This window comes from Alteromonas lipotrueae (genome assembly GCF_019249255.1).
GTDB classification, from domain to species: domain Bacteria; phylum Pseudomonadota; class Gammaproteobacteria; order Enterobacterales; family Alteromonadaceae; genus Alteromonas; species Alteromonas lipotrueae.
The window spans coordinates 1-22,921 of sequence record NZ_JAESDJ010000008.1 but is presented as its reverse complement, the minus strand read 5'-3'; the positions used below and the strand labels follow the sequence as shown (position 1 = coordinate 22,921).

The 22,921-nt window shown below is 44.8% G+C and carries 17 protein-coding genes and 1 tRNA gene; 16 read left to right on the top strand and 2 right to left on the bottom strand.

Annotated elements, in window-relative coordinates; all coding sequences use genetic code 11:
- The first annotated feature begins 68 nt into the window (after positions 1-68).
- Positions 69-470 carry an ACT domain-containing protein gene (locus tag KYS23_RS12305; protein ID WP_159533669.1) on the top strand — a complete coding sequence of 134 codons (402 nt, stop codon included), beginning with the start codon at positions 69-71 and terminating at the stop codon, positions 468-470.
- A gap of 85 nt (positions 471-555) precedes the next feature.
- On the opposite strand, the gene KYS23_RS12300 is transcribed toward KYS23_RS12305, so the two are convergent.
- Positions 556-1,251, bottom strand: a complete 696-nt coding sequence (locus KYS23_RS12300; protein ID WP_159533667.1) for a lysoplasmalogenase — start codon at positions 1,249-1,251, stop codon at positions 556-558.
- 174 nt (positions 1,252-1,425) lie between these two features.
- Positions 1,426-3,486 carry a M13 family metallopeptidase gene (locus tag KYS23_RS12295; RefSeq protein WP_159533665.1) on the bottom strand — a complete coding sequence of 687 codons (2,061 nt, stop codon included), beginning with the start codon at positions 3,484-3,486 and terminating at the stop codon, positions 1,426-1,428.
- Positions 3,487-3,771: 285 nt separating this feature from the next.
- Between KYS23_RS12295 and KYS23_RS12290 the strand changes: the two genes are divergently transcribed.
- The 15 genes from KYS23_RS12290 to KYS23_RS12220 form a co-directional block, all read left to right on the top strand.
- Positions 3,772-4,386 carry an RraA family protein gene (locus KYS23_RS12290; RefSeq protein ID WP_159533663.1) on the top strand — a complete coding sequence of 205 codons (615 nt, stop codon included), beginning with the start codon at positions 3,772-3,774 and terminating at the stop codon, positions 4,384-4,386.
- A gap of 88 nt (positions 4,387-4,474) precedes the next feature.
- Positions 4,475-6,316, top strand: coding sequence for an ABC transporter ATP-binding protein (locus KYS23_RS12285; protein WP_218418880.1), 1,842 nt, complete (start codon positions 4,475-4,477; stop codon positions 6,314-6,316).
- Between the two features lie 210 nt (positions 6,317-6,526).
- Positions 6,527-6,603: transfer RNA gene (locus tag KYS23_RS12280), tRNA-Trp, on the top strand.
- A 58-nt stretch (positions 6,604-6,661) separates the two neighbouring features.
- Entirely contained in the window at positions 6,662-7,039 is a 378-nt protein-coding gene (secE, locus tag KYS23_RS12275) for a preprotein translocase subunit SecE (protein ID WP_057795659.1), read from the top strand.
- 3 nt (positions 7,040-7,042) lie between these two features.
- Entirely contained in the window at positions 7,043-7,591 is a 549-nt protein-coding gene (gene nusG, locus KYS23_RS12270) for a transcription termination/antitermination protein NusG (RefSeq protein ID WP_013786334.1), read from the top strand.
- Between the two features lie 736 nt (positions 7,592-8,327).
- Positions 8,328-8,756: a 50S ribosomal protein L11 gene (gene rplK / locus KYS23_RS12265; protein ID WP_159533659.1), complete on the top strand. Its 429-nt coding sequence runs from the start codon at positions 8,328-8,330 to the stop codon at positions 8,754-8,756.
- 4 nt (positions 8,757-8,760) lie between these two features.
- Positions 8,761-9,456: a 50S ribosomal protein L1 gene (rplA, locus tag KYS23_RS12260; RefSeq protein ID WP_159533657.1), complete on the top strand. Its 696-nt coding sequence runs from the start codon at positions 8,761-8,763 to the stop codon at positions 9,454-9,456.
- A 302-nt stretch (positions 9,457-9,758) separates the two neighbouring features.
- The gene (rplJ, locus tag KYS23_RS12255; RefSeq protein ID WP_013786330.1) at positions 9,759-10,277 is read left to right on the top strand and encodes a 50S ribosomal protein L10; all 519 of its coding nucleotides are present in this window, start codon (positions 9,759-9,761) and stop codon (positions 10,275-10,277) included.
- 59 nt (positions 10,278-10,336) lie between these two features.
- A complete protein-coding gene (gene rplL, locus KYS23_RS12250; RefSeq protein WP_013786329.1) occupies positions 10,337-10,711 on the top strand; it encodes a 50S ribosomal protein L7/L12 in 375 nt (124 codons plus the stop codon).
- 322 nt (positions 10,712-11,033) lie between these two features.
- Positions 11,034-15,062: a DNA-directed RNA polymerase subunit beta gene (gene rpoB / locus KYS23_RS12245; protein ID WP_061093608.1), complete on the top strand. Its 4,029-nt coding sequence runs from the start codon at positions 11,034-11,036 to the stop codon at positions 15,060-15,062.
- 81 nt (positions 15,063-15,143) lie between these two features.
- Positions 15,144-19,310 carry a DNA-directed RNA polymerase subunit beta' gene (rpoC, locus tag KYS23_RS12240; RefSeq protein WP_013786327.1) on the top strand — a complete coding sequence of 1,389 codons (4,167 nt, stop codon included), beginning with the start codon at positions 15,144-15,146 and terminating at the stop codon, positions 19,308-19,310.
- 307 nt (positions 19,311-19,617) lie between these two features.
- Positions 19,618-19,992 carry a 30S ribosomal protein S12 gene (rpsL, locus tag KYS23_RS12235; RefSeq protein ID WP_013786326.1) on the top strand — a complete coding sequence of 125 codons (375 nt, stop codon included), beginning with the start codon at positions 19,618-19,620 and terminating at the stop codon, positions 19,990-19,992.
- 74 nt (positions 19,993-20,066) lie between these two features.
- Positions 20,067-20,537, top strand: coding sequence for a 30S ribosomal protein S7 (gene rpsG / locus KYS23_RS12230; protein WP_013786325.1), 471 nt, complete (start codon positions 20,067-20,069; stop codon positions 20,535-20,537).
- A 27-nt stretch (positions 20,538-20,564) separates the two neighbouring features.
- Positions 20,565-22,670, top strand: a complete 2,106-nt coding sequence (gene fusA, locus KYS23_RS12225) for an elongation factor G (RefSeq protein WP_159533653.1) — start codon at positions 20,565-20,567, stop codon at positions 22,668-22,670.
- A gap of 63 nt (positions 22,671-22,733) precedes the next feature.
- Positions 22,734-22,921, top strand: a 188-nt coding sequence (locus tag KYS23_RS12220) for a GTP-binding protein (protein ID WP_246604378.1), incomplete at its 3' end; no start/stop codon positions are given.

Here is a 22,921-nt window from a genome sequence, read left to right as displayed (position 1 = left end):
TAAGCGTATAGAACAAATGCTATGCAAGTATATTTAACGAGTTCAATAGGCAGAGTAAAGGCGATTTCATGTCAGGCGAAACAGATTTAAATACCTTATTGCAAACACTTCAGCCAGTGTTAAGCATTGAAGCGTTTGTATTTGTGAGCGTGCCTTACGCTGTTTCGCCAACTCAACTGGCCAATGCCTTAATGGTGTATAAAGAAGATGAAGGTACAACCCTTATTCTTGAATCATCTTTTGCAAGTAACGAAGGCTTTGCTGTAGACATTACCTTTAAGCGCATCACGTGCAATGTCCATTCAAGTTTAGATGCGGTAGGTATGACCGCAGCAATGTCGGCTGCTCTTACGCGGGCTAATATTAGCGCGAATGTGGTAGCTGGCTATTATCACGACCATATTTTCGTTCCGGTTGGCCGAGCCGATGAAGCCATTGCAGTATTGCTTGAATTGGCCAATCCTTCATAAGCCATAAGCCATAAGCCATAAGCCATAAGCCTCACGCATTCCCCCTAAAGCGCAAACCCTTAATCCGTCAGATTCAGAACAAAAGCTAGCTAGCGCTCGAACCTTGATAACTAACCGCCCCTTTCACGATAAAAAATTGTGCAAGGTAGTATGTTGTCATTACTAGGAAGCTAGATAAGGGAAAGGGTTCTTTAAATAGGGAATGCGCCAGAATACTGTCAGAGCAAATAAAGCAAAAAGCGCCTAATACGATGGTGTTACTCATGTTAAATACTAGCGCAGTGATCCCCATTAAAGATATAGCCGCTAAGTACACGCACACAGGTACAAATAGCTGCCCAGTACTGGGCAATATATGGCGTCCAATAATGAGAGCAAAGACAATAACCCCGAGCACGCCTACTAAGCGCCATCGGTTTAACGAGTTGTTCATAGTCGACAAGCTCATAGTCCCCTGCGTGCAAAAACTCACGATGTAAATAATGTGGGCAACTAAAAAGCTAATTAGCCCAAATATAAACCCGTTTTCAAGCTGTATTGCTAGGAATACATCGCCACATCCACTGGCAATAATAGCCAACGAAATGAGCTGGCGAAAGCGACCTTGTAGCATCGTTATGCTAGTAACGAGCAATATGCAAATAGGCAATACCTTAGGCAAAAACTGAAAAGGGTAAGAAGCTAACGTGAGGGTGAGGAGATAAAAGCAACTTGTTATTAAAAATAGAAGATAAAGGTTTGCGCCGTTCAAGTAGTGGCGTAAATGCGAGGCAAACTTCATAGTATTAAGCTCCGAAAAACCATAGTAAATCTGCAGCTATCAGGCCAACGTGGCTAGCGAATCAATGCTATCGATTTTCGTACGATTTAGGCACGATTCAAACATTCAATGCAGATATAAAAAAGGCGACAATGAATGAATTGCCGCCTCTTCAATAACACTAACCAATACCTATTACCAAATTTTTACGCGCTCTTCTGGCGGTAAATACAAATCATTTTCCTCGGTAACATCAAACGCCTCGTAAAATTCAGGAACGTTGCGCAATGCACCGTTAGTACGGAATTTTGTTGGTGAGTGGGTGTCGGTTTGAATTTGGTTGCGTAAGGCTTCATCACGATACTTGCTTGCCCATACTTGGCCGTAACCAATAAATACGCGCTGATCGCCAGTGTAACCGTCAATAACAGGGGCTTCTTCACCCTCTAAGGTTAAGTGATAGGCTTTAAGCGCAATACTAATACCGCCCAAGTCGCCAATGTTTTCCCCAAGGGTGTATTCACCGTTAACGAAGAGTTCTGGCAGGGCTTCGAATTCGTTGAATTGCTCGACAAGTTTCGCCGTTCTCGCTTCAAATTCTTGTCGGTCTGTATCAGTCCACCAGTTTCGTAACGCGCCATCGCCATCAAACGTCGAACCTGAATCATCAAAACCATGACCAATTTCATGTCCGATAACGGCACCAATACCACCGTAGTTTACCGCGTCTTCTGCATTCATATCGAAAAATGGCGGCTGAAGTATGGCTGCTGGGAAAACAATTTCATTCGCCGTTGGGTTGTAGTAAGCATTAACGGTTTGAGGCGTCATACCCCACTCATGCTTCCATACTGGGCCGCCTTGTTTCTTGAGCATTTCTTCGTAGGCAACATCAGCCGAGCGCTTTAAGTTACCAAATAAATCACTGCCTTTAACGACCAGCTGAGAATAGTCTTTCCACGTATCGGGGTAACCAATCTTCACGGTAAATTTAGATAGTTTGTCTAACGCCTGCTCACGGGTTTCATCTGTCATCCAATCTAGTTTTTCAATACTGTCTTTATATGCCAGTAAAAGATTGCTCACCATCTCGGTCATGCGCTCTTTTGCTTCAGGCGGGAAGTATTGTTTCACGTAAACTTTACCGATAACTTCACCTACATGGGCATTAGAAAGGCTAACAGCTCTGCGCCAGCGTGGCTCAGGCTCTTCAACTCCGCGTAATGTCTTGCTGTAAAAATTGAAATTAGCGGTGTCGAAATCTTCACTCAAACGGCTGGCTGAGGCATTAAGTAAGCCCCATTTTAAGAATACCTTCCAATCTTCCAATGAGGTTTCAGTAATGAAAGTATCCATTTGCTTCATGAAATCAGTTTGAAGAAATACAATACTGTCTACATCGTCTAATTCCATTTTTTTAAGAAATAATGACCACGGGAAGTTAGGCATAAGAGTGCTTAGTTCTGACACAGGCACTTTGTTGTAGTTAGCCGCCCAATTACGTACTTCCTCTTTCTTCATATGAAGCTCAGCAATACGGCTTTCCATATCAAACAACATTTGTGCGTTATCTGATGGCGCATCAAATTCAGCGAGGGTAAACATGGTTTCAATATGTTTAACGTAGGCATCGCGGATTTCTTGTGATTTGGTGTCGTCTTTAAAATAGTAATCGCGCTCAGGCAGGCCAAGGCCAGACTGCCATGTATAAATCATATAAGATTCTGGCGATTTGAAATCTGCATTTTGACCAACGTTGAAAGGGGTCACATAGCCGTACCGGATGGCATAGGCAAAGTATGCAGCTAATTCATCGTAATTAGTGATATCTTCAATTTTTTCAATGTCGGCATTAATTGGACTTATACCCAACTCATTAAGCGTATCCGTGTCCATGTAAGCACGGTAGAAGTCGCCCACTTTTTGCTCATCGGTACCATCTGCGAAGTCGCCTTCGGCAGAGCTTTTAATAATTTTCATCACATGGTCTTGAGATTCATCACGCAAAATCGTGAAAGCGCCATAACTTGATTTGTCGGCTGGGATCTCAAGGTTATCCACCCACGTGCCATTCACGTATTGGAAAAAGTCGTTGCCTGGATCGGCCGTTAAATCCATGTTTTCTTTGTTCACGCCTGACTTCAACTCTTGCTGTTGCGATACAGCGGTTGGCGCTTGGCTTTCTGGTTGTGTGTTTTGCGGACTACATGCGGTTAGTGCTAATGCAACACTTAAGCTAACTACGCTTTTCAACATGGATTGTTATTCCTATTTTATAAGCTTGTGTGTGAACCAAGTCGTTATTAATTTATGTCGTTAAGTTCATATCTCGTTGGCTGAATACTGACCCATGGCCTATCGAATAAGACATGAAAGACAGTATTCTCTTACGTTAATATTTATCACGCCCCTTCCATTAGAAAAAGCACTTATAGTGAAAATACATAGCTTGTAACAACTTCTGTGTGTAATTTCGATATATTGACCACATAGGGCAGGCAAATCCACCTTTACACTCCATTTAACGCTGAAGGAATTTACATGATTCAATTCGATACCGTGTCACCTTGCGAGTACGCCGATGCATTGCCACGGGAGCAGTTTATGGATTATAGAATTAAGCCGTTATGGCAGCCTATACCACGTATTGCTGGCCCTGCGTTTACAGTGAAATGTGAGGCAGGAGATCACCTTATGCTTCACGCGGCCATTTATCGCGCTAACGCCGGCGATATCATCGTGGTTGAGGCTGATGATAAATTCGCGGTGGCGGGCGGTAACGTGTGTGCAATTGCGCAGTCTAGAGGCATTAAAGGGTTTGTTATCGACGGTGTTATTAGAGACTTAGCAGAAACTAGAGAAAATCAATTCCCTGTCTTTGCCCGTGGTGTAGTGCCTAAGCCAGGTGCTAAAAAGTGTACATCGCCCCTTAATCAGCCCATTCAATGTGGTGGCGTGACAGTGAATGCCGGTGACATTATTGTGGCTGACGAAGAGGGTATTGCGGTAATTCCACAAGCGCAAGCACAAGAAGCTTTTGATATAGCCTTTGCCCGTGGTGAGAAAGATGCAGCCATGACACTTGAGCAGTGGCAAGCGCAGCATAGTGCAAAGGTAGAGAGCATTCTGACAAACTTAGGCTACAAAGAGGAGTAAGCCGATGTTTTAAACCCGAGCATTGATCATATCGTGTAGAATGATGTAATTAAACGCAGTTGATGTAGAACGACACGAGTTATGTTGCATGTTTTCATTTTTTGAACGATTAACACAGCCTTTCCCTAAAGCCCCACCAGGGCAACCTCCAACAGGTATTGTTGCCTTTTGTAAGTACTACACCCAAGGAATGTGGGGCGTTATCGCAACCGTCTCTATTTTAAGTGCCATTGTTGCGGTACTTGAAGTCGCGCTGTTCGGTTTCTTGGGCCAATTGGTAGATTGGTTTTCAGAACAAAATCGAGAAACTTTTTTAGCCGAGCAAAAATGGACCTTAATTGGCATGGCGGTTACCGTGCTGGTGCTGATTCCAGGCTTTATCCTGTTACGCTCACTGTTTTCACGCCAATCGCTTATGGGAAATTTCCCGATGCGTATTCGCTGGCAAGCCCACCGCTATTTATTAGGCCAAAGCTTAACTTTTTTTCACGATGAGTTTGCGGGTCGCGTGGCCACTAAAGTCATGCAAACCGCGCTATCGGTACGTGAAACCGTAACCAAAGTCCTCGATTTACTGGTATACATTAGCGTTTACTTTATTTCTATGGTGGTACTGGTGTTCAGTACCGATTGGCGCTTAGCGGTGCCGCTTGTGGTGTGGTTCTTTGTGTACATGTTCATCTTGCGCATGCTGGTACCCAAGCTTAAAGAAGTGTCACAAAAACAGGCCGATGCTCGCTCTATGATGACGGGTCGAATTGTTGACAGTTACACCAATATCACGACAGTAAAGTTATTTTCTCATAGCCGCCGCGAAGCTGACTACGCCAGAGAAAGCATGGATGGCTTTTTAAAAACGGTGTATCCACAAATGCGTTTGGTAACGGTATTAGAGTTTTGTGTAGAAATGTCGAATGCCATATTGGTATTTACCATTGGCGCACTGTCTGTGTATTTGTGGATGGAAAACTTGGCTACCCCTGGGGATATTGCCATTGCGATTAGTTTGTCTCTTCGCCTAAATGGTATGTCGCATTGGATCATGTGGGAAGTATCGGGCCTGTTTGAAAATCTAGGCACGGTGCAAGATGGTATGAATACCCTAGCCCAACCTATTGCAGTGAAAGATAATCCTAAAGCCACGGCGCTTAGTGTGCAGGGCGGTGGTATTAAGTTCGATAATGTGGACTTTAACTACGCAGGTGCAGATAACCAACCCATCGATGTATTTTCTAATCTAGAGCTTGCCATTCACCCGGGTGAGAAAGTGGGCTTGGTAGGGCGCTCAGGCTCAGGCAAGTCCACGTTAGTTAATTTGCTGATGCGATTTTACGATACCCAATCGGGGCGCATTGTTATTGATGGGCAAGATATAACCCAAGTTGGCCAAGAAACCTTGCGGGCTAAAATTAGCATGGTGACGCAAGATACGTCGCTTATGCACAGGTCAGTACGTGACAACATTCTTTATGGGCGCACCAATGCCAGCGAAGAAGAAATGATAAACGCCGCCAAGCTATCAGAAGCTCATGAGTTTATTCTTACGCTCACTGACAGCCTAGGAAGAACAGGCTACGACGCCCATGTTGGGGAGCGTGGCGTGAAGCTATCCGGCGGGCAACGACAACGTATTGCGATTGCTCGCGTGCTATTGAAAGACGCACCTGTACTAATCTTAGATGAAGCCACTTCTGCCTTAGACTCAGAAGCTGAAGCCGCTATTCAAGCAAGCCTAGATAAAGTGATGGAAGGTAAAACTGTATTGGCTATCGCGCATAGGCTTTCAACGATTGCGCAAATGGACCGATTATTAGTGTTAGAAAAAGGGCAGATAGTAGAGCAGGGTACACATGCCGAATTAATTGCGCATAATGGTATTTACGCCAAGTTATGGGCACATCAAACAGGCGGCTTTATTGGCGTGGAATAGTTTTTCACTGAGATAACGAGTTAAACGGCACAGTAAGTTGCAGAACAACTTGCACTGAGGGAATTACCACCAACATGGTTAACAAAAACCTTGTGCCGCTTGTTATCTTGAGTATAATACGCCTCCCTCCCTTGCGATACCGCACTTTCCATTGAAATGACGCTGAATTCCCAAGGGTAGTGTAAGTAAAATTTGTGAGTTAAACACCACAGGGGTGTAGTTCGAATTGGTAGAACAGCGGTCTCCAAAACCGATGGTTGGGGGTTCGAGTCCCTCCACCCCTGCCAAATTACAAGTTCGCGTATTAGCGCGAGCAAAACGACGCTGTAGTGCTAGGATCGTGACATGAGCGAAAAGACGGAAAATCAGTCCAATGCATTGGACATGTTTAAATGGGTAGTGGTATTTGCCCTACTTGCTGGATTGGTTACGGCCAACACAGTGTTCGGTGAAATTTCAGTATTATACCGTGCAGTTACCGCAGTAGTGGTAGTGGTTATTGCTGGCTTCATCGCAGCATCAACGGTGAAAGGCAGCACTTTCCTTAGCTTTGCTAAAGAGTCGCGCACTGAAGTTCGCAAAGTAGTATGGCCGACCCGTCAAGAAGCAAACCAAACTACTATCATCGTACTAGCGGCTACGTTGGTAATGGCATTAATCCTTTGGGGATTAGACGGCATTATCGTTCGTGTTGTTGGATACATTACTGGAATAGGAGCATAACGTATGTCTGAAGAAGAAATTAAAAAAAGATGGTACGTAGTACAAGCATATTCTCAGTACGAAGGTCGCGTTCAAAAAACGCTACTTGAATATATCAAGATGCACGGTATGGAAGAGCACTTCGGTCAGATTCTAGTTCCGACTGAAGAAGTTGTTGAAATGCGTGCTGGCCAAAAGCGTAAATCTGAGCGTAAGTTCTACCCAGGTTACGTATTGGTAGAAATGGCAATGAACGAAGAATCTTGGCACTTAGTGAAAAGCGTTCCTCGTGTACTTGGTTTCATCGGTGGTACTTCTGACCGCCCAATGCCAATTACCCAAAAAGAAGCAGACGCCATTCTTAACCGTCTTGAAGAGTCAGTTGATAAGCCTAAGCCGAAGACATTGTTCGAGCCAGGCGAAGTGGTTCGCGTTACAGACGGTCCATTTGCAGACTTCAATGGTGTGGTAGAAGAAGTAGACTACGAAAAGAGCCGCGTAAAAGTGTCGGTACTTATCTTCGGTCGTTCTACACCGGTAGATCTAGAATTCGGACAAGTAGAAAAAGGCTAGGTCTTTTTTTCTACCTCCAAATTCATAAAAAAGCCCCTTAATAGGGGCTTTTTTGTGCGAGGAGCTTTTGTGGGATTCAGATAGTAATGGGTGAAACATCATTACTTCTTTTTTGTAAAAAATAGATTGTTAATTCACCCATACAAACACGCTTAAAAAAGCAAAAAATGAAAATAAAAATTGCAGAATTAGGCTCGTGTTTTTGGATATTTTTTTGCTACTACTAAAAGAGTCCCAAAATCCGACAGTTAGAGCGCGCTTTAAAATGAAGTTAACGATGATAAGGCAAATCATCCAGACTAGAAATTTAGTGGCATGTTCCATTTTTTATTCATTTTTTGTTGCTGCATGTTCGGCGGATGAAAGTACGTTGACAATTGCACCTGAAGCCCCTCACACCGACGGAGGTAACAAGTGAGCGAAAACCTGTTACTGGACTGATTGCACCTACAACCATTCCGGAAATTGGTCCCAGCGCATTTCCCCACAACGCTCCAAACACTTCTTCTTTGCTAAAATTAAGGCTTAGTGCAACTTACACAAAGCCGCGTTAATTTTGACAACCCTGAATATTTAATAAAACTGGCCATGAGATCGTTTTTTAGTCACATTTATGCTTGCATACCATTTGAACACCTTATATAATGCGCGCCCTTTTAAACGGAAACGGGAAGCCGATTGAGCAGGTAATCTCTGTACTTGCAAGGCGCTATACCCAAACAAGAGAGCATTTAAAATGGCTAAAAAAGTAAGCGGTATTATTAAGCTTCAGGTTGCAGCAGGCGCTGCTAACCCAAGTCCACCAGTTGGTCCTGCACTAGGTCAACACGGTGTGAACATCATGGAATTCTGTAAAGCGTTTAACGCAAAAACAGATAGCCTTGAGAAAGGTGCTCCGGTACCTGTAGAAATTACGGTTTATGAAGATCGTTCTTTCACATTCGAAACTAAGACTCCTCCTGCGTCTTACCTGCTTAAGAAAGCAGCGGGCATCAAGAGCGGTTCTGGCCGTCCTAACACTGAAAAAGTGGGTACTGTTACTCGCGCTCAGTTGGAAGAAATTGCCAAAAGTAAAGAACCAGACTTAACTGCAGCTGACTTAGATGCAGCGGTTCGTACTATCGCGGGTTCTGCTCGCTCAATGGGCTTGAACGTAGAGGACTAATCGAATGGCTAAATTATCTAAACGCGCTCGCATTATCCGCGAAAAAACAGACGCGACTAAAGAATACGAAATCAACGAAGCAGTTGCTTTGCTTAAAGAATTAGCGACAGCTAAATTCGCTGAAAGCATTGACGTTGCAGTAAACCTTGGTATCGACGCTAAGAAATCTGACCAAAACGTTCGTGGTGCTACTGTACTACCTAACGGTACTGGTAAAGACGTTCGCGTTGCAGTATTTACACAAGGTGCTAACGCTGAAGCCGCTAAAGAAGCTGGTGCTGACATCGTTGGTATGGAAGATCTTGCTGAGCAAGTGAAGAAAGGCGAAATGAACTTTGACGTTGTTGTTGCCAGCCCAGACGCGATGCGTGTTGTTGGTCAACTAGGTCAAATCTTAGGTCCACGTGGCCTAATGCCTAACCCTAAAACGGGTACAGTAACGCCAGACGTTGCTACTGCTGTTAAGAACGCTAAAGCTGGTCAGGTTCGCTACCGTAACGATAAGAACGGTATCATCCATGCTAGCATTGGTAAGATTGCGTTCGAAACAAACCAAATTCAAGAGAACCTTGAAGCATTACTAGAAGCATTGAAGAAAGCTAAGCCTTCTTCTGCTAAAGGTACTTATATCCAGAAGATCAGCCTAAGCACCACTATGGGCGCTGGCGTATCTCTAGATAAAGCTTCAGTAGGTCTTTAATAGCCTGCCGAGGCAACTCGGCTTCTCTGTAAAGGTAATGGGTTGGAGTCGTCAATACAGCAGTGCTGATTGGCAACTCCCGTCCAAGACCGCAGGTGCGATGTGGTGATAGAGGTAAGAGAACTATCACATTAAACATATCGCTTAATACAACAACCTGCGCAGACGGTGGTTTGACTCAGACTCTCTGGGGTAACAAACACCGTAGAGCGGTATCATCAATTATGTTGATATCAATCTGTGAACCCTGATGGCGTAAACAGGTAACTGTATACAAAGTCAGATACAAAGAGGTGAACTCAGTGGCACTAGGTTTAGCAGCAAAAAAAGAGATCGTAGCAGAAGTTTCTGAAGTTGCGTCTCGCGCTCTATCCGTTGCCGTCGCTGAATACCGTGGGATGGAAGTTGCAGAACTGACTGACCTTCGCGTAAAAGCTCGTGAGCAAGGCGTATACCTTAAGGTTATACGTAACACTCTAGCTAAGCGTGCATTGGCAGACAGTAAATTTGCAGACTTAGATAGCGCCCTTACTGGTCCTCTTATCTACGGCTTCTCAGTTGAGGCACCTGGTGGTGCAGCACGTCTTTTCAAAGACTTTGCGAAGCAAAACGATAAGTTGAACGTAACCGCTCTATCTATTGGTAGTGGTCTTCTTGGTCCAGATAAATTGGACGCAGTTGCTTCACTTCCTACTCGCGACGAAGCGCTTGCAAAACTTCTTGCAACCTTCAAAGCACCGGTTGGGAAATTCGTTCGTACTATCAACGAAGTACCTACCAAGTTTGTGCGCGTATTGGCGGCGATCAAAGACGAGAAGTAATTCCCGTTTTTGGCATATTGATTTTTTTAACATTTTAAAAACCCAGGAGTTTAGACCACATGGCTCTAACTAAAGAAGATATCTTAAACGCGATTGCTGAAATGCCAGTTATGGAATTGGTTGAGCTTATCGAAGCAGCTGAAGAAAAATTCGGTGTTGACGCATCTGCAGCAGTAGCTGTAGCTGGTCCAGCAGCGGGCGAAGCAGCAGCAGTAGAAGAAAAGACTGAGTTTGACGTTGTAATGACTTCATTCGGCGCAAACAAAGTTGCAGTAATCAAAGCAGTTCGCGCAGCGACTGGCCTAGGTCTTAAAGAAGCTAAAGAAGTAGTTGAATCTGCTCCTAAAGCTATCAAAGAAGGCGTAAGCAAAGAAGAAGCTGAAGAACTTAAAGCACAGCTAACTGAAGCTGGTGCTGAAGTTGAAGTTAAGTAATCTATTTGTTTAGATTATTTGCCTGAGACGGCAAGGCTGGTGGTTTTTTAAACCACCAGCCTTTTTGCGCTGTACAGTGTGTAGATTCTAACCCTTGACTACACTACTAAATGCGCACCTCGGAAATGACACATAAAAGCATAAAACCAACAAGTTAACTAATAATTGGTTGAATTTTGTTGTATGCTGTGGAATTGCCCCGAAAAAGGGTTGTGGAAGTTTGTTGCTTATGCGCAATTCAACACGAAGCTCATAGCTTGAAGCACTCGTCGCGATGCATAATGCAGCAGGTTGGGTCATAAATCAGCAGGCTGAGGAACCCATGGTTTACTCTTATAGCGAAAAGAAACGTATCCGTAAGGATTTTGGCAAACGCCCACAGGTATTGGAAATTCCATACCTTCTTTCAATTCAGCTTGATTCTTTCAAAAAGTTTATTGAGATCGACGCCGATGCTCAATACGGCTTGGAAGCAGCATTTCGTTCCGTTTTTCCGATAAAAAGCTACTCAGGTAACTCGGAGCTTCAATATGTTAGCTACCGTTTGGGAGAGCCAGTATTCGACGTTAAAGAATGTCAAATTCGTGGCGTCACATTCTCTGCTCCATTAAGAGTAAAACTACGGTTAGTATTGTTTGATAAAGACGCTGCACCAGGTACCGTAAAAGACATTAAAGAACAAGAAGTGTACATGGGCGAAATTCCATTGATGACTCAGAACGGTACGTTCGTTATCAATGGTACAGAGCGTGTTATCGTGTCACAACTACACCGTTCACCTGGTGTGTTCTTCGATCACGATAAAGGCAAAACTCACTCGTCAGGTAAAGTGCTTTATAATGCACGTGTAATTCCTTACCGTGGTTCATGGCTAGACTTCGAGTTCGATCCTAAAGATAACCTGTTTGTTCGTATTGACCGTCGTCGTAAGTTGCCAGCAACTATCATCTTACGCGCGCTTGAAATGACGTCAGAAGAAATCTTGGATACGTTCTTTGAGAAAGTCAGTGTACGTATCGATAAAGACAAGTTAATGATGGAAGTGGTGCCAGATCGTCTTCGTGGCGAAACAGCGGCATTTGATATCATTGATGGCGAAGGTAATGTTGTCGTTGAAACTGGTCGTCGTGTATCTGCACGTCATACTCGTGCGCTTGAAAAAGCGGGTTTAACTGAACTTGAAGTTCCAGCAGATTACCTAATTGGTCGCGTATTCGCGGCAACGTACGTAAATGAAGATACTGGCGAAGTTATCGTTAGCGCTAACGAAGAGTTAACGCTTGAGAACTTAGCGGCACTAAGCCAAGCTGGTATTAAAGAGTTCGAAACGCTTTACATTAATGAATTGGACCACGGCTCATACATTTCTGACACATTGCGTATCGACTCTTCAACAAACCGCCTAGAAGCGCTTGTTGAAATTTACCGCATGATGCGTCCTGGTGAGCCACCAACAAAAGACGCAGCAGAAACCTTATTCCAAAACCTTTTCTTCTCAGATGAGCGTTATGACCTATCTTCTGTAGGTCGTATGAAGTTCAACCGCCGTTTAGGCCGTGAAGAATTGATTGGTTCAGGCACCCTAGATAAAGACGATATTGTTTCAGTAATGAAGCAACTTATCGAGATTCGTGACGGTAAAGACGAAGTGGACGATATCGACCACTTGGGTAACCGCCGTATCCGTTCTGTGGGTGAAATGGCTGAAAACCAATTCCGTGTTGGTTTAGTACGTGTTGAGCGTGCTGTTAAAGAGCGTCTAAGCTTAGGCGACCTTGATAGCATTATGCCGCAAGACCTTATTAACGCTAAGCCTATCTCGGCTGCAGTTAAAGAGTTCTTCGGTTCATCACAGCTCTCTCAGTTCATGGACCAAAACAACCCGTTATCAGAAGTAACGCATAAGCGTCGTATTTCTGCATTAGGCCCGGGTGGTCTTACGCGTGAGCGTGCAGGCTTCGAAGTACGTGACGTACACCCTACGCACTACGGTCGTCTGTGTCCTATCGAGACCCCTGAAGGTCCAAACATCGGTTTGATCAACTCATTGGCAAGCTTCGCGCGTACCAATGACTTTGGTTTCCTTGAAACGCCGTTCCGTCGCATTGTTGATGGTGTGGTAAGTGAAGAAATCGATTACTTGTCTGCAATTGAAGAAGGTCAATTCGCAATTGCACAGGCAAACATTGTTTTAACCGCAAACGGTGAGCTAGTAGACGACCTTATTCCATGTCGTCACCGTGGTGAAACCACCTTGATGCCGAAAGAAGACATCAAGTACATGGACGTTTCTCCACAGCAAATCGTTTCAATCGCTGCGAGTATCATTCCGTTCCTAGAACACGATGATGCTAACCGCGCATTGATGGGTGCGAACATGCAACGTCAGGCTGTACCTACATTACGTGCTGATAAGCCGCTTGTTGGTACCGGTATGGAAAGAACCATTGCTGTTGACTCAGGTGTTACTGTAGTTGCTAAGCGTGGTGGTAGAGTTGACTATGTTGACGCTAGCCGTATCGTTATTAAAGTAGAAGAAGATGAAATGCTTCCTGGTGAAGCAGGTATCGACATCTACAACCTGACTAAATACACACGTTCAAACCAGAACACCTGTATCAATCAGCGCCCTACTTGTAGTGTAGGCGACCCGATTGTTGCTGGCGATGTATTGGCTGACGGTCCATCTACTGACTTGGGCGATCTTGCGCTTGGTCAGAACATGCGTATCGCGTTCATGCCTTGGAACGGTTATAACTTCGAGGATTCAATCCTTATCTCTGAGCGTGTAGCTCAGGAAGACCGTTTCACCACTATCCACATTCAAGAACTAAGCTGTATTGCTCGTGATACTAAGCTTGGGCCAGAAGAGATTTCTTCTGATATTCCGAATGTTGGCGAATCTGCACTAAGCAAACTTGATGAATCAGGTGTTGTTTACATTGGTGCGGAAGTGAAAGGCGGCGACATTCTGGTAGGTAAAGTAACACCTAAAGGTGAAACTCAGCTTACGCCAGAAGAAAAACTATTAAGAGCTATCTTCGGTGAAAAAGCGTCTGACGTAAAAGATACGTCACTACGTGTGCCTAACTCTGTTCACGGTACGGTTATCGACGTTCAAGTCTTTACCCGTGACGGCGTAGAGAAAGACAAACGTGCGCTTGAAATTGAAGACATGCAACTTCGTCAGGTTAAGAAAGACCTTACTGACGAATTTGAAATTCTTGCAGACGGTATCTTTGCTCGTGCACAAAACGCATTACTACGCTCTGGTGTTGAACAAGCTAAGCTTGACAGCCTACCGCGTGAGAAGTGGTTTGAAATTGCATTAAACGACGAAGACGTTCAGCTTGAGATCGACCAAATTGCTGATCAGCACGCAGAAATCAAAGAAGACTTCGATAAGAAGTTTGAAACTAAGCGTCGCAAGATCACACAAGGCGATGACCTAGCACCTGGTGTCCTTAAGATTGTTAAGGTTTACCTAGCTGTTAAGCGTCACATCCAGCCTGGTGATAAGATGGCCGGTCGTCACGGTAACAAAGGTGTAATTTCAACGATTCAGCCTGTGGAAGACATGCCATATGATGCTAACGGTACGCCGGTAGACATCGTATTGAACCCACTAGGTGTACCATCGCGGATGAACATCGGTCAGATCCTAGAAACACATATGGGTATGGCTGCTCACGGTCTTGGTGTGAAAATCGACCGCATGCTCAAAGAGCATGAAGAGATGCAAAAGCTTCGTAATTTCTTAAAAGAAATTTATGAGCTTGGCGAAAATCACCAAGAAGTGGACATCGATAACTTCACCGACCACGAAATTACACGTCTTGCAAACAACCTACGTAAGGGTGTTCCAATTGCAACACCTGTATTCGACGGTGCACGTGAATCTGAAATTAAGGAAATGTTGAAGTTAGCTGACATTCCTGAAAGCGGTCAGATTTCGTTGTTCGACGGTCGTACTGGTCGCGAGTTTGAGCGTCCTGTTACGGTTGGTTACATGTACATGCTGAAACTGAACCACTTGGTTGACGACAAAATGCACGCTCGTTCAACTGGTTCGTACAGCCTTGTTACACAACAGCCGCTGGGTGGTAAAGCTCAGTTCGGTGGTCAGCGCTTCGGAGAGATGGAAGTGTGGGCCCTTGAAGCTTACGGTGCAGCATATACCCTTCAGGAAATGCTTACTGTTAAGTCGGATGATGTTAACGGCCGTACTAAGATGTACAAGAACATCGTCGATGGTGACCACAGAATGGAACCTGGCATGCCAGAATCATTCAACGTATTACTTAAAGAAATCCGCTCGTTGGGTATTAACATCGAGTTGGAAGAGAAGTAACACGGCAATCGCCACGTTATGACAAGAGATGGCCCGGCGCTTGCGCCGGGTTCTAGAGACTGACTCCGCTGGGAGAGTAATGTGAAAGACTTATTAAAGTTTCTAAAGCAACAAAACAAGACTGAAGAATTCGATAATATTCGAATCGGTCTTGCTTCACCTGACATGATTCGTTCATGGTCTTTTGGTGAAGTTAAGAAGCCAGAAACAATTAACTACCGTACGTTCAAACCAGAACGTGACGGCCTGTTTTGTGCGCGTATTTTCGGACCAGTTAAAGACTACGAATGTCTTTGTGGTAAGTATAAGCGCCTGAAGCACCGTGGTGTTATCTGTGAAAAATGTGGTGTTGAAGTAACCCTAACTAAAGTACGTCGTGAGCGTATGGGTCACATTGAACTGGCAAGCCCAGTTGCACACATCTGGTTCCTTAAATCACTTCCGTCTCGTATCGGCTTAATGCTTGATATGACACTTCGTGATATTGAACGTGTACTATATTTTGAATCTTACGTAGTAACCGAGCCGGGTATGACTACCCTTGAGCGCAGCCAACTTCTTAACGAAGAAGATTACTTGGATGCACTTGAAGAGCACGGTGACGAGTTTGACGCAAAAATGGGTGCTGAAGCCGTATTTGACCTTTTAAAAGTGTTAGATGTAGATGCTGACGTAGCTTCCATGCGTGAAGAGTTGCCTTCAATCAACTCTGAAACTAAGCGTAAGAAAATCACCAAGCGTCTTAAGTTGCTTGAATCATTCCAACAGTCTGGCAACAAGCCAGAGTGGATGATCTTGACTGTACTTCCAGTACTTCCGCCGGATCTTCGTCCGTTGGTACCTCTGGATGGTGGTCGATTTGCAACGTCTGACCTGAACGATTTATACCGTCGTGTTATCAACCGTAACAACCGTCTTAAGCGTCTTCTAGACCTTGCGGCGCCTGACATTATCGTACGTAACGAAAAACGTATGCTTCAGGAAGCGGTAGATGCACTACTAGATAACGGTCGTCGTGGCCGCGCTATCACAGGTTCTAACAAACGTCCTCTTAAATCACTTGCCGATATGATTAAAGGTAAGCAAGGTCGTTTCCGTCAGAACTTACTTGGTAAGCGTGTTGACTACTCTGGTCGTTCTGTAATTACCGTTGGTCCTACATTACGTCTTCACCAATGTGGTCTTCCTAAGAAAATGGCACTTGAGTTATTCAAGCCGTTTATCTACGGAAAACTTGAAGGTCGTGGTTTAGCAACAACTATCAAAGCAGCGAAGAAGCTGGTTGAACGTGAAGCACCAGAGGTATGGGACGTACTCGATGACGTTATCCGTGAACACCCTGTTATGCTTAACCGTGCACCAACACTTCACCGTTTGGGTATCCAGGCATTTGAACCAACCCTTATCGAAGGTAAAGCGATACAGCTTCACCCACTAGTATGTGCGGCCTACAACGCCGATTTCGATGGTGACCAAATGGCTGTACACGTGCCGCTGACTATTGAAGCTCAGCTTGAAGCACGTGCGTTGATGATGTCGACCAACAACATTCTGTCACCTGCAAATGGTGAACCTATCATCGTTCCTTCACAGGACGTTGTATTAGGTCTTTATTACCTAACCCGTGACAAAGTGAACGGTTTGGGCGAGGCAATGGTATTTACCAGCCCGAATGAAGCAGAAAAAGCATACCGCACAGGTAACGCAGAACTTCACTCACGCGTTAAAGTACGTATCACTGAATACGACATTGACGAAGATGGCGTGAAAACTGAGAAAGTAACGCTAACAGATACTACTGTTGGTCGTGCGATTTTCTCACTAATGCTACCTAAAGGTTTGCCGTTTGAAATTATCAACCAGGCAATGGGCAAAAAGCAGATTTCACGTTTGCTAAACGCTTGTTACCGTACACTGGGTCTTAAAGACACAGTAATCGCTGCTGACCAAATCATGTATACCGGTTTCCACTACGCAATGATTGCGGGTGCATCTGTTGGTATCGATGACATGGTAATCCCAGCTGCGAAGAAAGATATTATCGACGCTGCAGAAGCGGAAGTTATCGAGATCCAGGAACAGTTCCAAAATGGTCTTGTAACCGCTGGTGAGCGCTACAACAAAGTTATCGATATCTGGTCAAATGCCAACGAAAAAGTTGCCAAGGCCATGATGGATAACCTTAAGACTGACATCGTAATTAACCGCGATGGCGAAGAAGAAGAGCAAACCTCATTTAACTCTGTTTATATGATGGCCGACTCGGGTGCTCGTGGTAGTGCCGCTCAGATTCGTCAGCTAGCGGGTATGCGTGGTCTGATGGCTAAGCCAGATGGCTCAATCATCGAAACGCCAATCACGGCTAACTTCCGTGAAGGTCTTAACGTACTTCAGTACTTCATCTCTACTCACGGTGCGCGTAAAGGTCTAGCCGATACAGCACTTAAGACTGCGAACTCGGGTTATCTAACTCGTCGTCTAGTAGATGTTGCACAAGATTTGGTTATTACTAACGACGACTGTGGCACCTTCGGTGGTGTTCAGATGACACCGCTAATTGAAGGTGGTGACGTTGTAGAACCACTTCGTGAGCGTGTACTAGGTCGTGTAGTTGCAGAAGATGTTGTTAAACCAGGTACTACAGAGGTATTGGTTGAGCGTAATGTGTTACTAGACGAAGCGCTAGTAGACATGCTTGAAGCTAACTCTGTTGACCAAATTCAAGTACGCTCGGTTATCACATGTGATAACGACTTCGGTGTGTGTGCAAACTGTTATGGTCGTGACCTTGCTCGCGGACATATGGTTGGAAGCGGTGAGTCTGTGGGTGTTATTGCCGCACAGTCAATCGGTGAACCAGGTACACAGCTTACCATGCGTACGTTCCACATCGGTGGTGCGGCATCACGAGCTTCTGCTGAGAACAGCGTTCAGGTTAAAACAGCGGGTAGCCTTAAGCTACACAATGAAAAATCTGTACGTAACTCAGACGGCAAAGTGGTTATTGTTTCTCGTTCAACAGAACTTACTGTTATCGATGAACAAGGTCGTGAGAAAGAGCGCTATAAAGTACCTTACGGTGCTGTACTTAGCGTGGATGACGGTGCAACTATTGCAGCTGGCGACGTTGTTGCTAACTGGGATCCGCATAGTCACCCAATCGTTACTGAACGTGCAGCTAAGATTAGCTTCGCCGACATCGACGACTCTAACACCGAGATGCAACAAGACGAACTAACTGGTCTTACGCGTATCGTAGTTAAAGATCTTGCGAAGAGTAACTCTAAAGAACCTAAACTTATCCTAGAAAGTGATGAGTTCGGTCTTCAAGAGATTCGCTTACCAAGCTTTACCACTATCGAAGCGAAAGAAGGTAAGGTTGCTAACGAAGGTGACGTGTTAGCACGTATACCTCAAGAAAGCTCGAAGACACGTGATATCACGGGTGGTCTACCTCGCGTAGCCGACTTGTTTGAAGCACGTAAGCCTAAAGAGCCAGCTATCCTTGCTGAAGTTTCAGGTACTATTGGTTTCGGTAAAGAAACCAAAGGTAAGAAACGTTTGGTTATCACGCCGCCAGAGGGTGATGCATACGAAGAGATGATTCCAAAATGGCGTCAGCTTAACGTGTTTGAAGGTGAAAAAGTGGAACGCGGTGAAGTTATTGCAGATGGCCCTGAGTCTCCGCATGACATCTTGCGTCTACGTGGTATCTCTGCTGTAGCAAACTACATCGTGAACGAAGTTCAGGAAGTTTACCGTCTACAGGGTGTAAAAATTAACGATAAGCACATCGAAGTTGTTATTCGTCAGATGTTGCGTAAGTGCGTTATTACCCATTCAGGTGATACTCAGTTCCTTGAAGGCGAACAAGTTGAAGTGTCTAACGTGAAAGTGACCAACCGTGAAGTTGAAAAACACGGTAAGATCCCAGCGCAGTATGAAACACAACTGCTTGGTATCACTAAGGCGTCACTATCTACTGAGTCATTCATCTCAGCTGCATCGTTCCAAGAGACAACACGTGTTCTTACCGAAGCTGCAGTTCAAGGTAAAGAAGATGACCTTCGCGGTCTGAAAGAAAACGTAATCGTGGGTCGATTGATTCCAGCGGGTACAGGTTTCGCTTACCATGAACGTCGTGCACAACGTCGTAAAGAAGAAATCGAAGAAATGTCAGTTTCTGCTGCTGATGCAGAACAGGCACTAACCGAAGCACTTAACGCCGGTGACGACTCAGCCGAATAAGGCATGATCGTAGGAGTACGTTAACGTACTCCTAACAAATTGGCATGTTAAGCTGACAGATTGCAGTTAAATGGCTGCTTAACCTTTGTACAGCTTGACACGCCGAGCTATGATCATTAATATTCCGCGACCCGATTTTGGATGACCTCTAAAAGGCAGAAGAAAATGGGCGCGGTTTTTTGTATCAGAGCTCAGTTAATGCTGACAAGCACAGTATTAACATCAAATGAGTGACGTTAGAAAAGTCGCTTTAATGGACCCAATCAGAGTGATTGGGTTTTTGTAGTTTTTAATCAGGAGCTAGTTAATGGCAACAGTTAACCAGTTAGTCCGCAAGCCGCGCAAAAAGCCCGTTGAAAAAAGCAACGTAGCTGCATTGCAAGCTTGTCCTCAAAGACGCGGTGTATGTACTCGTGTATATACTACTACGCCTAAGAAACCAAACTCTGCACTACGTAAAGTATGTCGTGTACGTCTAACTAACGGTTTTGAAGTTTCTTCATACATCGGTGGTGAAGGTCACAACCTACAAGAGCACAGTGTAGTACTTATCCGTGGTGGTCGTGTTAAAGATCTACCAGGTGTTCGTTATCACACAGTTCGCGGTACATTAGACTGCGCAGGTGTAAACGATCGTAAGCAAGCCCGTTCTAAGTACGGTGCGAAGAAGCCTAAGTCTTAACGGTTCTCCGTTAGTAAGGCCAAACTGAAGTTTAAGAGTTTTGGGTAATTCCTGAATTCATACGGAGAATAGAAATGCCAAGAAGAAGAGTCGTAGGTCAACGTAAAATCCTACCAGAGCCAAAATTTAGCTCACAACTGCTTGCAAAATTCATGAATGTCGTAATGCTTGACGGCAAGAAGTCAGTCGCTGAAAAAATCGTTTACGGTGCGCTCGATATTGTTGCTGAAAAAACCAGCAAAGCTCACCTAGATGTATTCGAAGAAGCACTTGATAACATCCGTCCTACTGTAGAGGTTAAATCTCGTCGTGTAGGTGGTTCAACTTATCAAGTACCAGTAGAAGTTCGTCCAGTTCGTCGTAATGCCCTAGGTATGCGTTGGTTGGTAGATGCTGCTCGTAAACGTGGCGAGAAGTCAATGGCTCAACGCCTGGCTGCTGAAATGATTGATGCATCAGAAAATAAAGGTTCTGCGGTTAAGAAACGTGAAGACGTTCACCGTATGGCCGAAGCAAACAAAGCGTTTGCTCATTACCGTTGGTAATAAACGTAATATAACTGAGAGAGATGTATGCCTCGTAAGACCTCGATTGAGCGTTACCGCAATATTGGTATTGTGGCTCATGTGGACGCGGGTAAAACCACGACCACAGAGAGAGTCCTGTTTTATACAGGGTTGTCTCATAAAATCGGTGAAGTGCATGATGGTGCTGCAACCATGGACTGGATGGAACAAGAGCAGGAGCGTGGTATTACTATCACGTCTGCTGCAACCACTTGTTTCTGGTCAGGCATGGAAAAGCAGTTCGATCAGCATCGCATAAACATTATAGACACGCCAGGACACGTGGACTTTACCATTGAGGTAGAACGTTCACTACGGGTACTGGATGGGGCTGTAGTGGTTTTTTGCGGGTCTTCTGGGGTTGAACCTCAATCAGAGACAGTCTGGCGACAGGCTGACAAATATGAGGTGCCACGTCTCGTGTTCATCAATAAGATGGACCGAGCTGGCGCCGATTTTGAGCGTGTTGTGGGTCAAATCCGTAAACGCTTAGGCGCAAACTGTGTTCCTATTCAATTGAACATGGGCGCTGAAGAAGAATTCCATGGCGTTATCGATCTTATTAAGATGAAAGCCATAAACTGGAATGCCGCAGACATGGGTATGACGTTTACCTATGAAGATATTCCAGCGCAATATTTAGAAAACGCGGAAAAGTATCGTACAGAGATGATTGAAGCAGCCGCTGAAGCCTCTGACGAGCTAATGGATAAGTATTTAGAAGGCGAAGAGCTAACTGAAGCTGAAATCCGACTTGGTTTACGTACCCGTACACTGAACAACGAAATTGTTCTTGCCACCTGTGGCAGTGCCTTCAAAAACAAAGGTGTTCAGGCAGTACTAGACGCGGTAGTAGAATACTTACCGTCACCAAGTGAAGTAAAAGCTATTACGGGTGTTTTAGACGATAAAGATGAAACTGAAGCTGAGCGTCATGCAGACGACAGCGAGCCATTCTCGGCCCTTGCATTTAAAATCGCTACCGACCCATTCGTAGGAACGCTAACTTTCTTCCGTTGTTACTCTGGCGTTGTTAATACTGGTGATACGGTATACAACCCAGTGAAAGGTAAACGCGAGCGTTTTGGACGTATCGTTCAAATGCACGCTAAAGACCGTGAAGAAATTAAAGAAGTTCGTGCAGGCGATATCGCCGCGGCCATTGGTCTTAAAGATGTGACCACAGGTGATACGCTTTGCGATCCGAATAATGTCATTACACTAGAGCGTATGGAATTTCCTGACCCGGTAATTTCTATCGCAGTTGAGCCTCGCTCTCAGGCTGACCAAGAAAAGATGGGACTCGCGTTAGGTAAACTAGCCGCTGAAGACCCGTCATTCAAGGTTAAGACTGATGAAGAGTCGGGCCAAACGATTATCTCTGGTATGGGTGAGCTTCACCTTGATATCATTGTTGATCGTATGAAACGCGAATTTAAAGTTGAATGTAACGTGGGTAAACCTCAGGTTGCTTATCGTGAGACTATTCGCAAGAAAGTAGAAGTTGAAGGTAAATTCGTACGTCAGTCTGGCGGCCGTGGCCAATTTGGTCATGTTTGGCTTCGTATTGAGCCACAAGCAGAAGAAGGCGCAGGCTACGAATTTGTAAATGACATCGTCGGTGGTGTGGTACCAAAAGAGTTCATACCAGCGGTTGATAAAGGAATTCAGGAGCAGTTGCAAAGTGGTGTTGTAGCAGGGTATCCGGTACTAGATGTAAAGGTAACTTTGTTCGACGGTTCGTACCATGATGTTGACTCTTCTGAAATGGCGTTTAAGATCGCCGGCTCTATGGGTTTCAAAAAAGGTGCCGCAGAAGCAAATCCGGTGTTGCTTGAACCCATGATGAAAGTTGAAGTAACTACTCCAGAAGACTGGATGGGTGATGTGGTTGGTGACCTAAATCGTCGTCGCGGCATGATCGAAGGTATGGAAGAAGGCGTAGCAGGTATTAAAATAATACGTGCTAAGGTGCCGCTTTCAGAAATGTTCGGGTATGCTACCGACTTGCGTTCTCAAACGCAGGGTCGCGCATCATACTCTATGGAGTTCTTCAATTATTCTGAGGCGCCGAACAATGTGGCGCAGGCTATTATTGAATCTAGAATTTAATCTAAATGAAGGTTCGGTCCGGTCTATGTTTGGGTCGGACTTTTAACTTAGGAAACGAGAAAAATGGCAAAAGAAAAGTTTGAACGTACGAAACCCCATGTAAACGTGGGTACAATCGGCCACGTTGACCACGGTAAAACAACCCTTACTGCAGCTATCACTACTGTTCTTTCAAAGACATACGGTGGTTCAGCTCAGGCTTTCGATCAAATCGATAACGCGCCTGAAGAAAAAGCTCGTGGTATTACCAT